Annotated in this window: 16 protein-coding genes; 9 read left to right on the plus strand and 7 right to left on the minus strand. The window is 64.9% G+C overall.

Features of this window, described 5'->3' with window-relative positions; translation table 11 throughout:
• The first annotated feature begins 811 nt into the window (after nt 1-811).
• Nucleotides 812-1,186 (plus strand): hypothetical protein, encoded by a 375-nt coding sequence (locus NA11_RS16785; RefSeq protein WP_069162844.1) that lies wholly within the window; start codon nt 812-814, stop codon nt 1,184-1,186.
• A 581-nt stretch (nt 1,187-1,767) separates the two neighbouring features.
• Here the strand turns inward: NA11_RS16785 and NA11_RS16790 are convergent.
• The gene (locus NA11_RS16790) at nt 1,768-2,220 is read right to left on the minus strand and encodes a hypothetical protein (protein ID WP_069162845.1); all 453 of its coding nucleotides are present in this window, start codon (nt 2,218-2,220) and stop codon (nt 1,768-1,770) included.
• A 308-nt stretch (nt 2,221-2,528) separates the two neighbouring features.
• Nucleotides 2,529-3,077, minus strand: a complete 549-nt coding sequence (locus tag NA11_RS16795) for a hypothetical protein (RefSeq protein ID WP_069162846.1) — start codon at nt 3,075-3,077, stop codon at nt 2,529-2,531.
• 413 nt (nt 3,078-3,490) lie between these two features.
• On the opposite strand from NA11_RS16795, the gene NA11_RS43895 reads away from it, so the two are divergent.
• From NA11_RS43895 to NA11_RS16830, 7 genes are all read left to right on the plus strand, one after another.
• Complete coding sequence (locus tag NA11_RS43895) at nt 3,491-3,826, plus strand: hypothetical protein (protein WP_084654690.1); 336 nt, start codon at nt 3,491-3,493, stop codon at nt 3,824-3,826.
• A gap of 13 nt (nt 3,827-3,839) precedes the next feature.
• Complete coding sequence (locus NA11_RS16805) at nt 3,840-7,337, plus strand: hypothetical protein (RefSeq protein ID WP_069162848.1); 3,498 nt, start codon at nt 3,840-3,842, stop codon at nt 7,335-7,337.
• Complete coding sequence (locus NA11_RS16810; RefSeq protein ID WP_069162849.1) at nt 7,338-8,057, plus strand: hypothetical protein; 720 nt, start codon at nt 7,338-7,340, stop codon at nt 8,055-8,057.
• A gap of 144 nt (nt 8,058-8,201) precedes the next feature.
• Nucleotides 8,202-8,738: a hypothetical protein gene (locus tag NA11_RS16815; RefSeq protein WP_141717633.1), complete on the plus strand. Its 537-nt coding sequence runs from the start codon at nt 8,202-8,204 to the stop codon at nt 8,736-8,738.
• Nucleotides 8,735-11,377 carry a DNA polymerase I gene (polA, locus tag NA11_RS16820; protein ID WP_069162850.1) on the plus strand — a complete coding sequence of 881 codons (2,643 nt, stop codon included), beginning with the start codon at nt 8,735-8,737 and terminating at the stop codon, nt 11,375-11,377. The genes NA11_RS16815 and polA overlap by 4 nt, the downstream gene beginning before the upstream one ends.
• Before the next feature lie 103 nt (nt 11,378-11,480).
• Nucleotides 11,481-11,732: a hypothetical protein gene (locus NA11_RS16825; protein ID WP_069162851.1), complete on the plus strand. Its 252-nt coding sequence runs from the start codon at nt 11,481-11,483 to the stop codon at nt 11,730-11,732.
• Entirely contained in the window at nt 11,729-12,397 is a 669-nt protein-coding gene (locus NA11_RS16830; RefSeq protein WP_141717634.1) for a putative type II toxin-antitoxin system PemK/MazF family toxin, read from the plus strand. The genes NA11_RS16825 and NA11_RS16830 overlap by 4 nt, the downstream gene beginning before the upstream one ends.
• A gap of 28 nt (nt 12,398-12,425) precedes the next feature.
• On the opposite strand, the gene NA11_RS16835 is transcribed toward NA11_RS16830, so the two are convergent.
• Complete coding sequence (locus NA11_RS16835; protein ID WP_069162853.1) at nt 12,426-13,070, minus strand: hypothetical protein; 645 nt, start codon at nt 13,068-13,070, stop codon at nt 12,426-12,428.
• A gap of 1,219 nt (nt 13,071-14,289) precedes the next feature.
• Here NA11_RS16835 and NA11_RS45660 point away from each other — a divergent pair.
• Nucleotides 14,290-14,451 (plus strand): hypothetical protein, encoded by a 162-nt coding sequence (locus NA11_RS45660; protein WP_167837655.1) that lies wholly within the window; start codon nt 14,290-14,292, stop codon nt 14,449-14,451.
• A gap of 54 nt (nt 14,452-14,505) precedes the next feature.
• On the opposite strand, the gene NA11_RS16850 is transcribed toward NA11_RS45660, so the two are convergent.
• Genes NA11_RS16850 through NA11_RS16860 form a run of 4 tightly spaced genes read right to left on the minus strand, consistent with a single transcriptional unit; the run spans nt 14,506 to nt 18,309 of the window.
• On the minus strand, nt 14,506-15,027 hold the full coding sequence (locus NA11_RS16850) for a DUF6262 family protein (protein ID WP_084654692.1): 522 nt from the start codon (nt 15,025-15,027) through the stop codon (nt 14,506-14,508).
• 2 nt (nt 15,028-15,029) lie between these two features.
• On the minus strand, nt 15,030-15,233 hold the full coding sequence (locus NA11_RS46640) for a hypothetical protein (protein WP_245745918.1): 204 nt from the start codon (nt 15,231-15,233) through the stop codon (nt 15,030-15,032).
• The gene (locus NA11_RS46645; RefSeq protein ID WP_245745919.1) at nt 15,194-17,512 is read right to left on the minus strand and encodes a tyrosine-type recombinase/integrase; all 2,319 of its coding nucleotides are present in this window, start codon (nt 17,510-17,512) and stop codon (nt 15,194-15,196) included. The genes NA11_RS46640 and NA11_RS46645 overlap by 40 nt, the downstream gene beginning before the upstream one ends.
• The gene (locus NA11_RS16860; protein ID WP_369691133.1) at nt 17,509-18,309 is read right to left on the minus strand and encodes a tyrosine-type recombinase/integrase; all 801 of its coding nucleotides are present in this window, start codon (nt 18,307-18,309) and stop codon (nt 17,509-17,511) included. The genes NA11_RS46645 and NA11_RS16860 overlap by 4 nt, the downstream gene beginning before the upstream one ends.
• Between the last annotated feature and the right edge of the window lie 263 nt (nt 18,310-18,572).

The following is an 18,572-nucleotide window of genomic DNA, read 5'->3' on the forward strand; positions in this document are numbered from 1 at the left end:
CTAGGGCGACTCAACGGTGACGAGGCGTCCTCGCCATGAGGTCGTGGCGCGCTGATCGAATGCGCTGCACCGGAACTGGGCGATGCCGAAAAGGCTGGCGGCGCTACGGTTCCGAGCAGTAAGCGTTGTATCGCGGTTGCGGCCTATGTCAGCGACGGCGACGTGTTGAGCCCGCGCGGGGGAGCGAAACAGTGCGTGGGAACGCCATCGGCGTGGCGTGACCGCATGGCAGGCTCGGTTGATGGGGAATCCGACACTGCTCATCGATGTCATGGGTTATCCGCACATCTGTGACAGGTGCGGAAGCCAGCAACAGTGGGTCTGGGCAGTTGAAGCCCGCGCGCTCGGGCGAGATGGCATGGTCGAAGCGATTGCGACCGACCAAGAGCTGCCGGTGCAGATCGCGCGGAGTGTTCTGACGGCGGCTGGTCGATCCGACGTTGCTGCCTTACTGGGGGCACGGCGTGAGCGCGGGCGCAGCTTCAATCCGAACGTCTGCGCCCACTGCGGGCACCAGGAGTGCTGGCATTCATTCGAAAGTGTCGTGGTCGCAGGAGCCCACGCTCCTCGTGCGCCGATTGCCAGTGCGCCCCATCCTGTCCCGGATTGGCGTCAGCTCATGGCGTCGGTGCGCAACGGTGGATGTTGGTACGTCGGCCGATAAGTGCTGCCGAGGTGAAAGCCCTGGGACGTGAAGGCGATTGCGAGAGTCTCCAGGTGATCCGGCATGGTGGGAAATTCACGATCGCTCGAATGAGCGGTGCGTGGTTCCGGGCCAGCACCCGCGGCGGACGGCCTATCCTTGTCGGGCATGGCGACTGCGACGATCTCGATCGATGACACGCTGCTGGCCCGGATCCAGGAGTCGGACGGCGGAAACCTATCGGACTGGATCGCTGTGGCGTGCCGGGCACGGCTGTTCACCGACGCGGCCCGCGCGGCCTGCGAGTGGGAGCGAACCCATCCCGCCGAAGCGGCCGCCGCCCGCGCTGCGGATGCGGTACACCTGCTGGAAGGCGAGGCCGAACGCGAAATCTCCGAACAGGCCGAACACGCGGCGCGAACCCGCGCTGGTGTGGGCACCGCACCCACCACCGCCGACTACCTGGCCGCCTATGGCCATGTCCGTGCCCTGCTCGAGCAGGGTGAGCAGCAACTGCGCGAGCAACTCTCCGACGGGCAGTGAGCTACCCTCTGCCGACACTGCACGTGGGTCCGGATTGGAAGTCCGGCGCTAAGCATATTTGCCTGTGGCTGTCGGTAATTCACCGTCAGGACCCGGGCTCGGGAGGGACGGCTACTCGTCAGGGAAGCGCTCGGCTAGTTCTGCGCGTGGGCGTCACCTGATTCGTGGCCGGCGGCCTGTTCTGCTGCCTGGCGGATCCAGGCCTGGCACGATCGGGAGCACGGATGGTAGATCGACTGCCGAGATCAGGCCACCAGCACGCGGTTCGGGCGGAGACTAACGGCGGGAGCCGTCGCCCCCGCCTGACTTCGTAAGCGAGGGCGGCTACCCGGCCGCAATCTGTCGGCGTGCGGAAAACGGTAACCCCGGTGACTTCTCGCACCGCGAGGGATTCCGCATCTGATACACGATCGATGTCAAGGAGCAGAACAGTCATCTCCCGACGACGGCACTCGACTGGATGTGTCCCCCCATCCGGGTGCTGCGGCTGGTGCCAGCTGGGTAGGTCTCGGTCAACACGGACTCGGCTTCCTCGGCGAACGCAGAGTCGCAGCTGAGACTCGTCATCGGGGGCGGAGGCGTCACTGCCCCGGAATCAACGATCGGCGCAGGTGAAAGCCGTGCAGGTCGTACCAGCCGGGTTCGTAGCTGTCCGGCAACGCCACATAGAGCCCGCCTTGCCAGCGGGTGTGCGAGGTCAGCGGTGCCACGATCGTGCCGTGCCACCCCTCGAGGTGCAGCAACTCCAGCGTGGCGGCAATATCGACACCTTCCACGCTGTCCGGGCGCAGGAACCGCTCGAACGTTGCGTTGTCGGCGATCACGACCACGTCCTCCACGGCCGCAACGGCTGGATCCACCAAGGCGCGGGCGGCGTACTGGTCGGCGAGTCCGAACAGGGGCTCGACAGCGAGCCCGAAGAGCCCAGTGTCGACGGGCACCACGTCGAGCTCGGGCAACAGATCGTGCAGACTGAACTCGGCGGCGACTACCACGAGCGGGCGACCGGGGTTGCGGGCATCCTGGAAGCTCATTCGATACTGGACTCCTCAGCGCGGCGGCAGGTTTCAGAGAACCACCATGGACGGTGAGGCGGCCCACCAGGCGAAAACTCACCGTTTCACACAGCGGCGGCGGGGGCTTGGGCGAAGCCGTTCCGAGCTGCATCTCCCGAGTCTCCCCGGGACGCCGATGAGCGTAAGCCGCACCAGCACGGCAGCGGATCCGTTTCGCGCGATCCACACCCACCGAAGCGCGCACAGTTTCGACAGCAGTATGTAGGTGAGGGCGAGAAACCTTTCCCGGGGGACCTCCCCGGCAAATGCGTTGACGGATTGACGGTTCAGTCGTCTCGCTCCCAATATGTCGGCCCGCTGGACCAGAACCGGGCCATGTGATCGCACACGTAGCCGGCGTTCTCGTCGGTGTAGCCCGCACCGGTGCGCTCGGCGATCAGCAGCCAGAACGATTTCGCGGTGGGGTAGTGGCGGCTGGTCTGCCAGGTATAGCCCGGCAGCTGGCGACGCAGGTGAGCCAATGCCGCCGTGGCGATTCCGTTGCCCCACAAGTTCTTCTGTACATCGAGGTCGCCGACGTAGCAGATGCGGCACTGGTGACAGACCAGGTAGTTGAGCTTGCCGATCGGCCAGCCCCGCTGATCGCGGTACCAGAAGGTGATCGAGCGGATGTCGGTCGCGGCCCCCTCGGTGATCGGCGGCCCGAAGGGCTCATAGCGCACCGCCCGCCGCACCCGCCACCGCCGCCGGGCTCGGCGCGGGTCCAGCTTTCGCACGAACGGATGCGGCGGTCGTGGCCATAGATACGGCGCGAACCGATCTGGACCAGCGGCGCTGTCCTGATCCTGGGCGGCATCGTCATCAGCTGTCGTCATCCCCGTCGTCCCCTCGATTGGCTTCGAGTGATTGTGCCGCCCGGCACCGACACACCCGCTGCTGTTCGGAAGCCGACGAGACTGAGCGCCTATGACAGCCATCGACGGCGGTGAGGCCAGGAGAAGGCAGATTCCGCGTTGTCAGCAGAGACGCGTCACCGCTGACAATTGATCGGCATCGCCGCAGCTCGGACCTAGGATCCGTGGTCGCAGCCGACCCGCTGGCACTGACATTCCCTGACGAGACTTACTGACACGAGTGACGAACGCGCAGGTCACGTACAGACATCATCCAGATGACCGGTCTCACTGCAACTTGCTACTACTGACCGACACGCCGTCCAAACTCAGCAGCTTGTTGGGAAGTATCAGCTAAACTTCTCTACAAGTTACTAAGTATGCGGAGGTGGCGGGTGCTCCAGATCAGGCTCGATGGTCTGCGGTCAGCCGGCGAGGCGGATCCGTTGGGCCGCGCCACGATCGGCTACCAGCAGGGGATGTCCGAGCAGCAAGCATGGGACGCCGGGCGTGGCGTATGGAAAATGAACGCCGACCGAGTCCTGGAACACGAGGAAGCCCAAATCATTGACCCGGGCGGTGTCGTGCGCGCGGTCGCGCGCATCACCGGGATATCCAAACACGGGGACCGCCGCGCGATCGAAGGGCAGCTGCTGAGTGGCGACGGCCGCGTCGGGCGCCAGACCACGACACCGCACCCGTCACGTAATCCAGTCCACTACATCGGTTGAGGGAGCCGACCCTATGCCCACCCACCAGCGCTCAACCAGCACAGCCACCGCCGACGGGCGGGCGGTGCTGATTACGGCCGCGCATTCGTGGACGCCGTCAGGCACGCCCTTGACCGGGCCGGTGGATTCGATCGACAAACTCGAAACGTTGATCTGCTGGTGCTGGGACAACCAGCGACTGATTCCCGAGCTGCCAGCTGTGGCGGGACGCCCTGACCCAGGACCTCCGCAGATCTGGGTTCTCGGTGAACAAGCGTGCGCGATGCTGGGCTGGGTTGTCCAGCGGCCCGAAGGGCTTGCCGAACTGCCGGATTCGCAGCAGCGCAACGTGATCCGAGGCGCGTTGATCAAGGTAGTCGCTTCGTCGCTGGCGCCGCTGCTCGAGCGCGGGTGGACCGTGGGCTCGGCGGGCCATCGCATCCGACTCGCCCGCACCGGCACCACAATCGAAGTCGACCTGATCGCCGAGATATTCGCCTGCACCGCCACCGCCGACGCTAAACTGGGTGTGTTGGGTGACGAAACAGCCGACCCGGCAACGGGGTTGGATACCGACGACGCCCTCGCGGTCGCCGAACTGGGGCGGCGGATGACGCGCTGGTACGCCGAGGTCGACGCGCCACCGGCAACGACGGGCGCCGACACCGGCGCGGCGGTCCTCGACCGGCTGCTTCGTGCACGCACCAAGGGGTTGATCGTCACCGACCCGGTGCTGGCCCCGGTCGAAGTCGAGCACCTGGAGACCCGGATACAGCCACTGATCACCCGCACTCCCACTGTCGAGGACATCGACGGCCCGGACGCGGAATACCTGATCGAACTCGACCAATACGCCGGCAAGCTGGCGAGCGCGGGAATGCTGACCTTCCCGGCCGGAGACGCAACCCTGCTCACCGCCACCCAGGCCCGCGAACTCGCCTCGGAACGTAAACGTCCGGCCGCACTGTGGCTGGTGAATCTGCCTGCAACCGTCGGGCTTTCACTGGCCGCGCAGCTGCCCCCGCCGGACCCGCGAATGCAGCGTGACCAGCCGACCCGGGCATGGATCACCACCTCCGGTTTGAATGGGCTGTGCGCCAAGGTCCGAGATGGCGGCGCCGGCCTCGACATCGAGACTCTCGACCTCGCAGCCGCGGTGAGCTGGTCGGCACAAGGACGAACCCTGGCCGCCTGGACCGACGTACTGCGTGATGCCCTGCACGCGTTCACCATCGCGGCAGATCGACCGCTGGCCGAGCTCGCCTACGCCGCCGCAGAGGACTACCTCACCGCACTCGATGATCCCTCCCGTTGGCAAGCCCAGGGGACCAGCCATCACATCCAGCAGGTGTGGGCAGCGTTCATCGCCGAGGAGACACGCTTCCGCGGCCGCCGCGCGGCGATGATCATCGCCGACCGGTTTCGCCTGTGGCCGTTGAGGATCGACGACACCACGATGACCTACGCCGTCGGCGATGGCCAGGATCTGAGCGACCCGCCCGGGCCACTCGGCAAGCTGATACTGCGCCGACAGGTGCAGCTCACCGACGAGACGATCATCGCCCTGTTCGAAGCCGCGGTCGAGAACACCAGCATCTCGGCCGTCCTGGAACGAGCCTTCGCCGTCGACCAGCCCCCGCCACGTCGGTTGCGACAATTCCTGGCCCCGAACAGCCACTCACCGACAGACGCCGATGCCGACCGGCACATCCTCAACAGCAGCGCGGGCCAGACGAGCGGCGAGGCCGACTCCGCTGCCCTTGCCGAGGAACCCGGCGTCGACATCGCCGAGACCCCCCCAGAGTCGACACCGGAGTCGGGGCCGAGCGAACCAGCGCCCGCAGCGGTGGCCGAGGAACCGACGACCGAGGGTGCCAGTCGCCCGCCACAGACACCGCGGGCTCCGACATCGCCGTCGCGTGGTGCGCGCGCCACAGCCGAATTCACGGGCGTGGCCGCGGTGGCCGATGTCAGCGGTGTGTGGCTGGCCGACGGCTCGCGTCGGGAATTGCCCTCCGAGATAACCAATGTCGGCGAATTGGTTGCCCTCGCCTACGGGCTGAACCTGGGATTCCGGCTCTCACCGACAAAATTCGAGAGCGGCCAGATCTGGATTACCACCGCGCTGGCTCAACGATGGGGTATCGACACCACGTCGGTCAGCACGAGCGGGCGTGAGCACGAACTGCGCGGACTCACACGGGGCCACCCCTGGGTCACCGAGGCAGTGGACGCCGGTTGGCAACTCGGCGGCCAGAACAAGAATGGCGATGCCCCCGAACTCGGTTCCTGGAATCGGGTGTGGCGCGAGGACCGTCCCGGCGGCCACGACAAGGACCGCGACACGATCTGGGTGGTGTTTCTGGCCGGGATGACACCGGAGCCGGACGCCCGCGATCCGGATATGCCGATCCTGGCGGGGAACCCGACGCCCGCGGAGATCGCATACCGCTTGGATCTGTTCGCGCGCACCCTCGGCTACCCCTGGAAGATCTCGGGCCCGAGCACGGGCTTGGACTGGATGCTCGAAGCCCGCATGCCGAAGAAATATCGGATCAACGAGTGGCGCGACATCGTCATGGCCCCTTCAGGATTCGAGCTGCTGCCAGGAATCGGAGACATCGCCAAGGAAATCGAGTGGTCACGCGAGTTGACTGCCGCCGAGCGCGCACGCACCTACCTGCACGCCTACGACCGCGGCGGGAGCCACTGCGCAGCACTGGCCAAACTGCAGTTGCCGATAGGCGCTCCGGAGCACGTACGCGGGGGAGGAGGATGGCAATTCGACAAGGACACACCGGCGTTCCTGCTAACCGAGATCCCCGAGCCCACCAGCTGGCTCTACCCCTACGTTCTCAACCCGAGCGGGCAGACCCACACCGGCCCGGTGTGGGTGCCGACCCCGCAGTTCGAGCGGGCCCTGATCATCGGCCGCAAGATCTCACCCACATTCGATCTGAAGATTCACGAGGCGATCGTGTGGCACCAGCACGACACGGTACTGAGTCGGTGGGTGGCTCCGTTCAGCCGAGGATCCAAAGATCTCGACACCGACGACCCACACGATCACGCAGTCCGCAACCAGCTCAAGGTCGCTCGCAACCGCGGTTTCGGGATGCAAGCCAGTAACAAGCTCAAAAACGACGATGGAACTGGCAAGATCGGCTACTGGCCCGAGCGGCGTTACTTCGGGGTTTCCCAGGCGACAGCGAATATCGTGCACACGATCGTCAAGGTCGGTGAGACCACCGGCGAATGGCCCGTCGCGGTGACCAAGGACACCATCATCTACACCAGCGACAACCCCGATCCGGTCACCGCATGGCCCCTGTTCGCGCACGACGAGGCAGCAGTCGCCGCCAACCCGGCCGTTCGCCCGACGTTGGGACGAGGGTTCGGGCAGATGAAACCGGAGGCCTCGGGACTGCTCGCTCCTCAACTCGACGGCTACTTCGGCAAAGGGATGTATCGAGGCAAGCATCTGCTCACCAAGTACAACGACTGGATCGCTCAGACCGGAGGAGAGAACTAGATGGTGCTGTCCCTGTTGCGAATTCGCGACACCGGAGGCGGGTCGATCGTGCACGGCACCGTCGATGTCGCCAACGTGGCCACGGCCACGGGCGTGCCACTCGATCAGGTCGTAGACCAGGTCGCCGAGGCCCAGGACACCGGGATGGCCCGAGTCTTCGCCAAAACCACCGGCCGCATCGACGCGAACTCCACCGGCCGCCCGGACTCCTCGCTGCTCGGCGCGCTGGTGGCCGCCTACGGGCCTGGCCCCCGAGGCGGCCGGGTGAATGTCGCAGCCGCGGCGGCCGGGGAAGGCAAGTCGACTTCGACCATCAAGCGGTGGATGAAGGGCGCCGCCGAGCCGCTGCCGGAGAATCGAGCGCAGTTACTGGCCAACGCCCGCAAGGCCGCCACCACCGCACAAGGAAGGCGCGCCGCGCTGAGTAGCCGCCGCGCCGGCAGCGAGGGATCGAAAATGTCTCGCTACGGCGCCTTCCTGACCGTCCACGCATTGCAAGGCGTCGAGGAATACGAGCGCCAGCGCAGCGTGACCTGGGAACTGGACCCCGATCAGGTCGAGGAGGCGTTGCAGGCCTGGGAGGAAGACGGCGAAGCCGGGCTGGCCAACTGGATGCGGGAGTACGCGAACACGGAGAAGTACGGCAACACCGAGAACTGGAATGTCTTCAATTTCGGTGATCCGCAGAGCGGTGAGTCCGTGGTATGGAAGGCGAAATAGTCAGTGCCGCAACGTAACAGCCCACCTGCAACCACTGCGCGCGACGCGTCGGCCACCGCGCCGCACGAGCCCGCGTGGACGCGGGCGCGGCTGTTCGCCACCTTGATCGAATGCTACGGAACCACCAAACGCGGAACGCTCAACGTGAAACTGGTCGCCGCCGACTTCAAGGTCTCGGTCTCCACGGTCCGCAACTGGCTACGCGGCGCCGACAGTGACCCCGCGGCCATTCCGGCTGCGCGCCTACGGCAACTGAGAACCGGCGGCCCCGCGATCGAACGGCGCGCCGATGGCCAAATCGCTTACGCCCACAACGCGATCCAAGCCAATAAGCTGCCTCACCGACGAAATGTCATCCCGCAGTGGGATGAGCAGGAATGGTTCACCCCGCACGCCGTCGTGCTCATCGCGGTCTACGGCCGGCCCTGGCATCAGCTGATTCTGTCCAAGCACTCCTCCATCGTCGACGATGCCCGCAGGCGCGGCGAGGTTATCGACGTCGCCACGGTTCCCACCAAATTCCACGGTGACCTGCTCGTCCGTGCGGCAATGCAGCGACAAGCCGCCTGGGCGATCCGCCCGCACAAGTCCCAACTCGAGATCGGGCGCGGCCAGCTCTGGGCCGAGGACGCGCCGGCACTGAACCTTTCCGCGCTCGCCGTCGAGCAGGGCCTGCGATGAGCAGCCCCGATCAGGTCCCGACGCTGGCGGTCCTGGACATTCCCTCGCTGCTCGCACACGCATTCCGCACCGTCGCGCCCATTGCCGCCGTGCCCGCCGAGGAACAGATCAATGCCGTATCCGGTTGCACCACAACCATTCTGGCGGTGCTCGCCGCCTTTGCGCCGACCCATGTCGCCGCAGTCTTCGACACACCCGGCCCGCTGACGCGCGCGAATATCCAGCCGGACTACCAACCCTCAGCCGTCGTGACTGACCTCGTTCAACAACTCGACCGGATGCGAGAGCTGGTGCAGGCCATGGGGATAGCGGTCGTCGATGCCCCGCCAGGTCTCGAGGCCGCGGACCAGGCCGCCGCCTTCGCTCAACTCTGTCCCGCCCACGTAGAAAATGTGGTCATCGCTAGCATCGACGACCGGGTCCTGCAGTGCCTCACCGACTCGGTGGTGATCGCACGCCCCGGATACGCCGGCGCACTGGACACACTCACCCCCGCAACCATCTGCCGTAGCCACGGCGGGATCACGCCGAACAACGTTCCGGACTATCTGGCGCTACGCGGAGATCTCCCGCGAGGCATGGCGCCGGTACCCGGAGTCGGGGAGGCCACGGTCGCGAAATGGCTGACCCAGTACCGGACCCTCGATGGACTCATCGCCGACATCGACAACGTGCCCGGCCGCCCGGCGGCCGTCCTGCGCGCACACACGGCCACTGTGACCGCCCGCCGCGATATTCTTCGCCTAGGCCACGATCTGCCCTCGCCGCCGTTGACCGCCCTCGCCACCGGAACGCACCGCCCAGACCCCGACCGCATCACGCGCCTGCTCGGCAACCAGCCCACGCTCAGCGCCTCGGTCCTGGACGCGCTGGCGCTCACGGCCCACAGCGCGCCGAGCGAGCCTGTACCGTCCGGCCACGTGCAGGAATGGCTGGCCACTCGAGCAACCGGGACCGGCCGATGCACCCTGGCCCTGGAAACCCAGGACAGCCGCCTGCACGCCATCGCCATAAGCACACCGACCGGCCACACCGGCCATATCGAACTGGCCGCGACCACCTCAGCCGACAAGCAGGCCCTCGGTGCCTGGATTGCCGACTCGTCGGTCACCAAAACAGTGCACGACACCAAAGCCACCGTTCACGCGCTGCGAGAACACCACTGGACACCGGCCGGTATCAGCATGGACACCGCGCTGGCCAGCTATCTACTCCACCCCGGAGAAGGCACCAGCAGCCCCAGCCTGACCGAAGTCGCCGACCGGCATCTGCACCGTGAAACGCCCCCGACAGCCGAGACGCTGTTCGACCTCGGCGACGAACCGGCACATCCGCCGGTCGTCACCACGGCGCAACAAATCGGTGACCTCGCCAGCGTGCTCGGTACCGAACTCGACCGCGCCGGCATGACCACCTTGCTGACCACGACCGAAATCCCCCTAGCAGCGATCCTCGCCGAGATCGAAAACCACGGCGTCTCAGTCGATGCCACCCACCTACAAGACCTGCGAAGCGAATTCTCCCTCGCCGCGGGCGCAGCCACCGAGGCCGCCACACAATTTCTGGGCCGCCCGATCAACCTCGGCTCCGCCGCCCAGTTGCGCGCCGTCCTGTTCGACGAACTCGCGTTGCCGCCGACTCGTCGGATCAAGCAGGGGTACAGCACTGCCGCTGAAGACCTGACTCGTCTGCAACGAACCACCGGCGGTCATCCGTTCCTCGAGCTCATCCTCGCTCACCGTAGTGCGACCAAACTGATCTCGAACATCGACAGTCTGCTCACCCACCGCGGACCCGACAATCGGATCCACACCACGCTGCATCAAATGGTCACCTCCACGGGGCGGTTGTCCTCGGCGGACCCGAATCTGCAGAACATCCCCATCCGCACGCCCGATGGCCGCCGCCTGCGCGAGGCCGTCGTCCCGGGCGCGGGATTCGATCTGCTGATGAGTGCGGACTACAGCCAGATCGAACTGCGCATCATGGCGCACCTGTCCGGCGATGAACTCTTGATCGATGCCTTCACCTCCGGCGAAGATCTGCACAACTATGTCGCCGGTATCGCCTTCGGGATACCGACCGCCGATGTCGACGCCGAGCACCGTCGCCGAGCGAAGGCGATCGGGTACGGACTGGCCTACGGACTCACCCCCCGTGGTCTGGCGAGCCAGCTCGATATCCCCATTGCCGAAGCGCGCACTCTTATCGGGACTTACTTCAGCCGATTCGGCCGAGTCCGCGACTACTTGAACGATCTCGTCGAGGTGGCGGCGCACCGTGGCTATACCGAAAGCCTGCTCGGGCGCCGCCGCTACCTGCCCGAGCTCACCAGCAACGACGGCAACCGCGTCGAGGCCGCCACCCGCGCCGCCCTCAATGCCCCGATCCAAGGCAGCGCCGCCGACATCATCAAACGGGCCATGGTTGACATCGACCGAGCTATCACCGAACGCGGTCTACGCGCCAGGATGACTCTGCAGATCCACGACGAACTGCTCTTCGAACTCCCCGCTACCGAGCGCGACGAGCTCACTGCCGTTGTCCGCGACGCCATGGCATCGGCAGTGAAACTGGCCGTCCCCCTGGAAGTTTCAATCGGCACCGGAGCGACCTGGGCCGCCGCGCACCACAGCTAGACGCCGAACTCCCGACATCGTCCGGCACGGCAGCCCCGTTGCGCCAGCCCAGCCTGCCAATCGCAACAGGCAGCTCAGTAGCAACATTGCTAAACTTCCTACTGTGAGAGTTACTACGTCGCTCAGTCTGGAACAGAGCCTGCTCGATCAGGCCAAGGAATACGCGCGCGACGCAGGAACCAACTTCTCGGCGTGGACCGAGCGGCTTATCCAGCGCGAGCTGTTCACCTCCTCGGCCGCTACGGCCGCCGCCTGGGAACGCGAACAAGGCCGCGACAGTGCTGCCTACTTCGAACAGGTCGAGGCTCAGCGCGCCGCTGTCGCGGCTGCAATCCGCGACGAACACGCTTCGTGACACAAGCCCCGGTGCCGTACCGCGGCGAGATCTGGACATATTCCCCAACTGTTGCCGGGCACGAAAAACCAGCCACCCTCGGCGCGGACCGCATGCTGGTGATCTCGCGGTCTGAAGTCAATGCGCTCTTGCCCAGTGTGGTGGCGCTACCGTTGGAAGCCGCACCGCGCATGCCCGCGCTCGCCGTGCCCCTGACCGGCGAGGACCCAATCGGTGAGGTGTCCGCGATCGTGTACCGACCGACCCAGCTCTATCGGCCGTGGCTGGCACAACGGCTCGGCACGGTCAGCCAAGCAACCATGCGCCAAATCGTCGGTGCCCTGGTCAGCCTCATGGCCGATCGCGGCGAGATCTGGACCTACCTGCCGACCATCGCCGGCCGGGAAGCGCCGTCGTCCCTCGGCGCGGACCGCATGCTGGTGATCTCCCGAGCCGAGGTCAACGCTGCCCTGCCCGGTGTGGTGGCGCTGCCGTTGGAGGCTGCGCCTCGAATGCCTGGCCTGGCTGTGCCGCTCACCGAGGAAGACCCGCTCCACGACGTCTCCGCGATCGTGTATCGACCCACGCAGTTGTACGGGCCGTGGCTGGTCGAGCAGATCGGTACTCTCAGCCAGGCCACCATGCGCCAGGTGATCGGTGCGCTGGTCGGCTACGTCTCCGAATGACCGGGCAGGAACAAAGATACCCACTCCATCAAACCCGGCTGACCAGATTCGCTAGCGATACCTCGTGCCAGTCTCGAAATTCCGGTTCATGGCATAACTGCACCGCAGGGTTGTTGGCTCGTACGTCTAGATCCAGCCAGATATGCCAACGCCGCGCGAGCGGCGCGAGGATATCGGGCTCGATGAACAGGCTCGCCACATGCAGCGTCATCGCACAGCTGGCGGCGCCCGCGGCCGCACAGGCCTTGCCCGCCAGCCAGACCGCCTTTTCGGCCGCGGACATGTCTGCGGAAAGCTGGTCGCCACGCTGATAGAACCGATCTTCCGCGTGGAAATGTCGGCAAACGATCGGACGGCCGTCGACGTCGCAGACCGCGTATACAGAATGGTCGTCGGATCCGGCCGCGTACAACTCGATGATCGCCCGTGACTCTGCTGCTTCAGCACGCAGAGCCTTCGAAAAGCGATCGAGCTCTTTGGCGTGCATTTCTTCCCAATCGACGCCGATCTGGCGCATCAACTCGGTGCGCACAATCGGCCACAGGATCGGTCCGACCATGCCCTGCTCGACTGCCCACCCGTACAACTCGCCAGAAGTGCACATCGCGCGCAGGGCTGCTGCATTGTCGCTGACGACCTGCTCTACTCGGCTCCATAGCTCGGTGACATTCATTTCGGATCCCCCTTTGATTGTGGTTAGGTCGCTTCCTCCCTGGCGCTCCTGTTCCATCTGATAGGGAATTTACGCAGCGCGCAGATGGTGGAGGTAGCGTTTGGGCCAGTCCGTTGCTGCTGGTCGATAACGAATCGGTGTCGTCGCGCCCACCTCGGAAAGTCGCCTGCGGCTCGCATCGCCCACAAGTAGCTCGTGGAGAAGAGCGAGGAATCGACGTCAAAATTTCGCTGTCGGCATAGCGGACCAACCTCGGGCCGGTAGTTGAAGTGCAGACGATTGATCACGGCGGATCCGAGGGGGATATCTCGTCTTCGAGAAGCCCGTGGTTTTGGGCCGGGTTGTCAGCTTGCTGGCATAACCGTCTGTAGCGAGCGGACTCGCTCTGCGAGTTGCCGCGCGGCTGGCCTGCGGTAGTGGGGGCCTAGGTCGCGCAGCAGGACGTTCAACTGCCCGACGCAGCGTCTGGAGGTGACGTCACCGGTGAGTACGTCGACGGCGCGATTGGCCAGTCCAAGGGCCTGGTCGAGGTCTGGCTCGGCTTGGCGTAGATAGGATTTGGCGAGCAGAGCGTCTCGCAGGGCCGCCTCGCGCGTCGCGGACGGGTCTTGTAACCGCCGCGCCTGATGAAAATGGCGGCGCGCGGCGCCGTAGTCGGCAAGCTGCAGAAAGCAGAATGCGGCTTGGCCGCCGCTTCTCTTGGGGTGCCTGGGACTTGAGCGCGGCTCTCGTGGAAATTCGTGCAGCTCAGTGGCTTCGGTGGTGAAGGTAGCAGATGGCGACAGGTGTGGTGCACGGATCTGCGGTGTGAGGGATCAGCAGCCGCCGGGGCGCATGAATGGAAGACTTGGCCGCATCCGGTGTTCGATCCGACCAAGCGAGGGGACAGACGAGCCGTGAGTGGGCCTGAGCAGTATGGGAAGTGGATCAGAGAACCGCGGACCGAGGATTGCCCGGAGTGCGGGTCTGACAGCATGCCGGTGCGGCAGAGCCCGGACAAGGCATCGGAAGTCCGGCGCTGCCTGGAGAAGAACCACGAGTTCGAGACGACCGAGACCTATGTGACGTGTGCTCCCTCGGAGGGGACACGCTTCGACGTCTCTGGAAGCTGAGCGCCCGGATCCGGTCGGTTGCACCCAGTGTGATCGGTGCAGTGGTGCATTGTTGTCCGGTGCCCGAGATCAGACTTGCTGCAGAAGACGCTGTTGAACTCGCCGAGATGCTCGAGTTCCTTGAGGACTGGCTGGTCGCGGCCGACCCGTCCGTCCGATCCTCGTTCGCGCAGTTCGCCGAGGATTCCGAGGACTCGATCGAGCATCTGCGGCTCGATCTGAACCGGTTCCGGTGTCTCCTCGCCGGTGAGAAGCTGGCCGACTTTTGACGCCGTGCCGCTCCGCGACCGGGGCCGGGGCCGGGGCCGGCCGCGGAGCGGTGTTCAGTGGCGCTTGTTCATGTTGGCGAACAGCTCTCGGTTCGCGGCTCGGGCCGCTTCGAGTTCTTGATCGCGTTCCTCCAGCCGGCGGTTCAGTTCGATGATCTGCTGTTCGAGGGTGGTGATCTGCCGTTGGAGCTGGTCGATGTCAGCGGGAGCGCCGAGTCCGGATTCGCGCCAGGCCTCCTCACCGAGCAGCTCGGACAGCTTCTTCTCGAGCTGCTTGTTGTGCCCGGCCAGGCGTGCGATGCGGGCCTGAGTGTTGGCCAGATCAGTTCGCAGCGACGCCATCGTCAGCGGCGCCGCTGTTCCGGCGGTCGGCAGTGGGGTGGCTTGGGCGGTGTGGACCTGGGCGAGCAGGTCGGGGTGCCGGTAGAGGAATGTGCGGTCGACGCCAGCGGCGCGGGCGATCGCTGAAACGCTGATCTGCCCGCCGTCCTTGTGGGCGGCGTTGAGCGCCTTGATGACTTGCTGTCTGCGGCGCGCGGAATCGGCCTGGCGTCCTTGGATCATGGTGTTGACCATGGTTATGCGCTCCTGTCCGGGCGAACGTCGGGAAGGGGCTGGCGAATCCGTGGCAGACCGAGACCGACGACGCTGTTGCGGGCCCGGCGGACGACGCCGACGGCGTCCTCGATCTGGGCCCGATCCTCCTCGGATAACTCGTCGACATCGGCCTTGATCCGGGAAATCAGACGCCGGATGCGGGTGATCTCCTCGTCCGACGGCATGGCTTCGGCCTTGGCCCAATTGTCGGCCGCGTCGAAAGCGCTGCGCAACCGTTCCCGGCTGCGCAGCAGATCCGACAAATATGCCTCCAGATCCGGCAGATAGGAAACGTCGGTCGAAAAGTGCGCGCAGCCAACACATCTGAACCGGACCGGGCAATCATCCCCGCCCGCGGCAACGTTGCTAGGCTCACTGCAAGTGCCGTAGGGGACCGCGACTTCACCCACGCGCGCCGCAAATGCTCGGAATCCAGCAACGCCTTGGCTTGCCTCCAGATGCGGCTGCCGTGCCGGTCGAATTGCAACGCGGTCACTCTGTCAACGGCCTCTCGGCGGCGTTCCTCCCCGACACGGAAATAGCCCTGTGTCGTAGACAATTGACGATGGTCCATGAGTTCGCTGAGGGTCTCGACTGCGACTCCCGCGTCGGCATGTCTCTGGGCCCAAGTGTGGCGATATGCGTAGGGAAAAATCCTCTTCTTGTCGAACGGCAGCATCCGTTTCACCGGTTCGCCGTCGATGTGTTCGGAGGCCAAGACCAGGAATTCTGGCAGGCCGTCGACCCATCGCCGGTGGCCCATATTGACCGTGCCAACGCTGATCGGTTGAGTGCCATTCGGGTTCGTGTTCGCGCGAGGCAGCAGCACCAACTGGCCAATGGGCTCGTTCGGAAACCGGTTCCGGACATGTTGTTGCTGCTCCTCGACGAGAGCTGCTGTGGCCGAGTTAATCGGCAAACGTCGTGCTAGCCGATTGGCTTTCTGGTTGTCGTAAACCAAGACCGGCTTGCCTTGGTCTCGTTCCAGGCAGTCCAACGGGAGCTCGCAGATTTCGTTCGGCCGCCGGCCGGTGTCGATAAGCAGTTCAGAGGCGACACGAACTTCCCGTCCGCTTTCGTTCTCAAGCTGTTTCAGGTTCCTGCAGAGTTCCCGCATGACCTCGGTCGGCAAGTCTCGCCCTGCTTCGGTGTCCTCGGGCTCATCAGGGATGTCGCCCTCGGAGATGGTGAAGTCTTCGGGAAGCCCGTGCATCAGCTGACCCGGTCGGGTGAGGGCCAGGGCGCGCATCTCCGTCAGGATCTGCCGAATGTCGCGGATCTGAATGATTCGCTGTCGAGCGCTGATAGTCCCCTCGGCGTGCAGGAACGCTTGCCTGTTCAGAAATGCCGTGATGTCGTTGCGAGACAGTCCGACTGGATCGCAACCATGGTCTGGGTGCTGCAGACGGAGGCTCGCAGACAGCGTCACCATCGAATTGATCTTCGTTTGGCAGGTTGCCTTGACCTGCTTTCCGCGCCTGCGTGGAATGTCGTTGTAGGTCCAGACCTTCATCGCTTCCCGGAGCCATGGCTGGGAGATCTCCGTGAACCGCAGGGTTCCGCTGTGCCCGAAAACTGCCGCATCCCATTCGTCCTTCAAACGTTCGGTCTCCGGGGTGGCGCGCAACAGTTGGGCCGAGTTCACGAAACTCTTGTGCGTCCCCCGAACCAGGCGTGTGCTGAGTTTGTCAGGGTCGATTTCATTGAGGGAGCCGACTTGCTCAACGCGAGCGTGATCTGCGAGCGGACGGAAGGTTTCAGTGGTGGTCTTGGTTCCTCTTTCGATCCGCTGCTGCAGGCCGAAAAGCATTTCGGCCACCACTCGTTCGTGCAGCCCGCGCAGGCTCGCCTCGCCGCCGATGGGAATGGCAGGAGCAATCAGTCGCCAGTGGTGCTCATCAACTCCGCTGGACCTGCTGTTTCGCCATCGCTGGGTATGGGTGTGACAGTAGGGTCCGTGACCTCCTCGGTCGCGGGTGCAAGCCGCAACCACGCACGGACCGAAAGAAGGAAGACCAACGACATCGGGATGGGCCACAAATTCAGAGAGAGACAACTTGAAGATGTTGTCACGCTGCCAAATATGAGTGGTGCAAAGCGCGAGTGTGCTGGTTTTCCAAGGCCGTTGACACTGCGGGACTGTGCAATTCCCGACCTGCATCTGCCGGAGCCGGATCCGCTCGATGGCAATGAACTCCGCGACCGGAGGCTGGTCGCACTCTTTCCATCGGACCCAGCAGGACGGGCAGAACGTGGCGAGCCCCTTGGCTCTTCCGTCGCAGTTCGCGACTGAACACAGCCTCCATCCCAGCACTGGATGACCCTGCGGAAAGCTCAGCACTCTCCGCTGCGCGGACCAATTCACCAACTGGAGGAACTCGGAGGTGATCGCCGCCCACAATCCAGCAGCTATCTCGTCACCTGCGTGATCAGGGGGCGCAGCAGTGGATGTCAGCGCACTCATTGCAGTCCTTCGGTCAGCTCACGTGGTGACGGAACTCGCTCGATCGCTGCGCGCAATCTGGCTTGGGACGGATGAAGGTAGGGCTCCGCTGATGACGGGCTGGCGTGGCCGAGCAATGCCTGGATCTCGTCAAGCACGGCCCCGGAATCGGCAAGGTTGCTTGCAAATCCGTGGCGGCCTTGATGCGGGGAAACCGAGCGAGTCAACTGTGCTCGTCGACAAAGCGACTCGAACAACTCGTTGAGCGCATCTGGTGTCATCGGCGCCCCCAGCGGTGCCCGGAAAAGGTTGACCAGCAAGAAATCGCACTCGGTGGCCGCAGGCTGTTGCTCACGCTGGAGCAGGTAGAGGTCGATCGCACGAACGGTGAGGAAATCCAATGGCACCGCCCTGGCATTGCGCGACTTCGCCCAAGCGCCGTTCGGGTTGTCCCGCCGGACCACGTGCAGATGCGCCCCCTCGACCGGACAATCGTGGATAGTGTTGTCCGGCAACAGATGTAGATCACTTCGTCGCAGACCGGTGGCTTCGCCGCGGCGCAGCCCGGCGCGGGTCAGCAACAGCACGATCAGCCTGTCGCGCGCGGAGTGACACACGCGGAACAAGGCGACGATCTCGGCATCGGTGGCACGGTCCACTGCAGTCTCGGGCTCGTGCAGTCTGTGGCGAGCCCGCAGCCGATACTGCAGCTGGCTCGACTCGCCCTGAGCGGCGAATGGCAGATCCCGGTTGTCGCCGATCTCGTAGAGCTGCTCCATCACCCAGGCTGGTGCTTCCCTGGCCGCCACCGCGAACATCAGGAAGCCGCGAGTAGCGACGAGGATCTTGTTGATTCGCGACTCCTTACGGACCGGTTCAGCACCGGGCCCCATCACCACCCGGCCGCCGGTGCCGGCCGGGGTGTATTTCAGCCACACCATGAACAAGCCGAAATGCCTTGCTGCCGTGCGCCATTCCCGATCAGTGCTCGCGCACCAGCGCAGATATAGTGACACGCTCTGTGCGTAGGCCTTCGTCGTCGACTCGGCACGGTCCCGGCCGAACCGCAGCTCCCTCAGAT

The organism is Nocardia altamirensis NBRC 108246, assembly GCF_001612685.1.
Taxonomy (GTDB): domain Bacteria; phylum Actinomycetota; class Actinomycetes; order Mycobacteriales; family Mycobacteriaceae; genus Nocardia; species Nocardia altamirensis.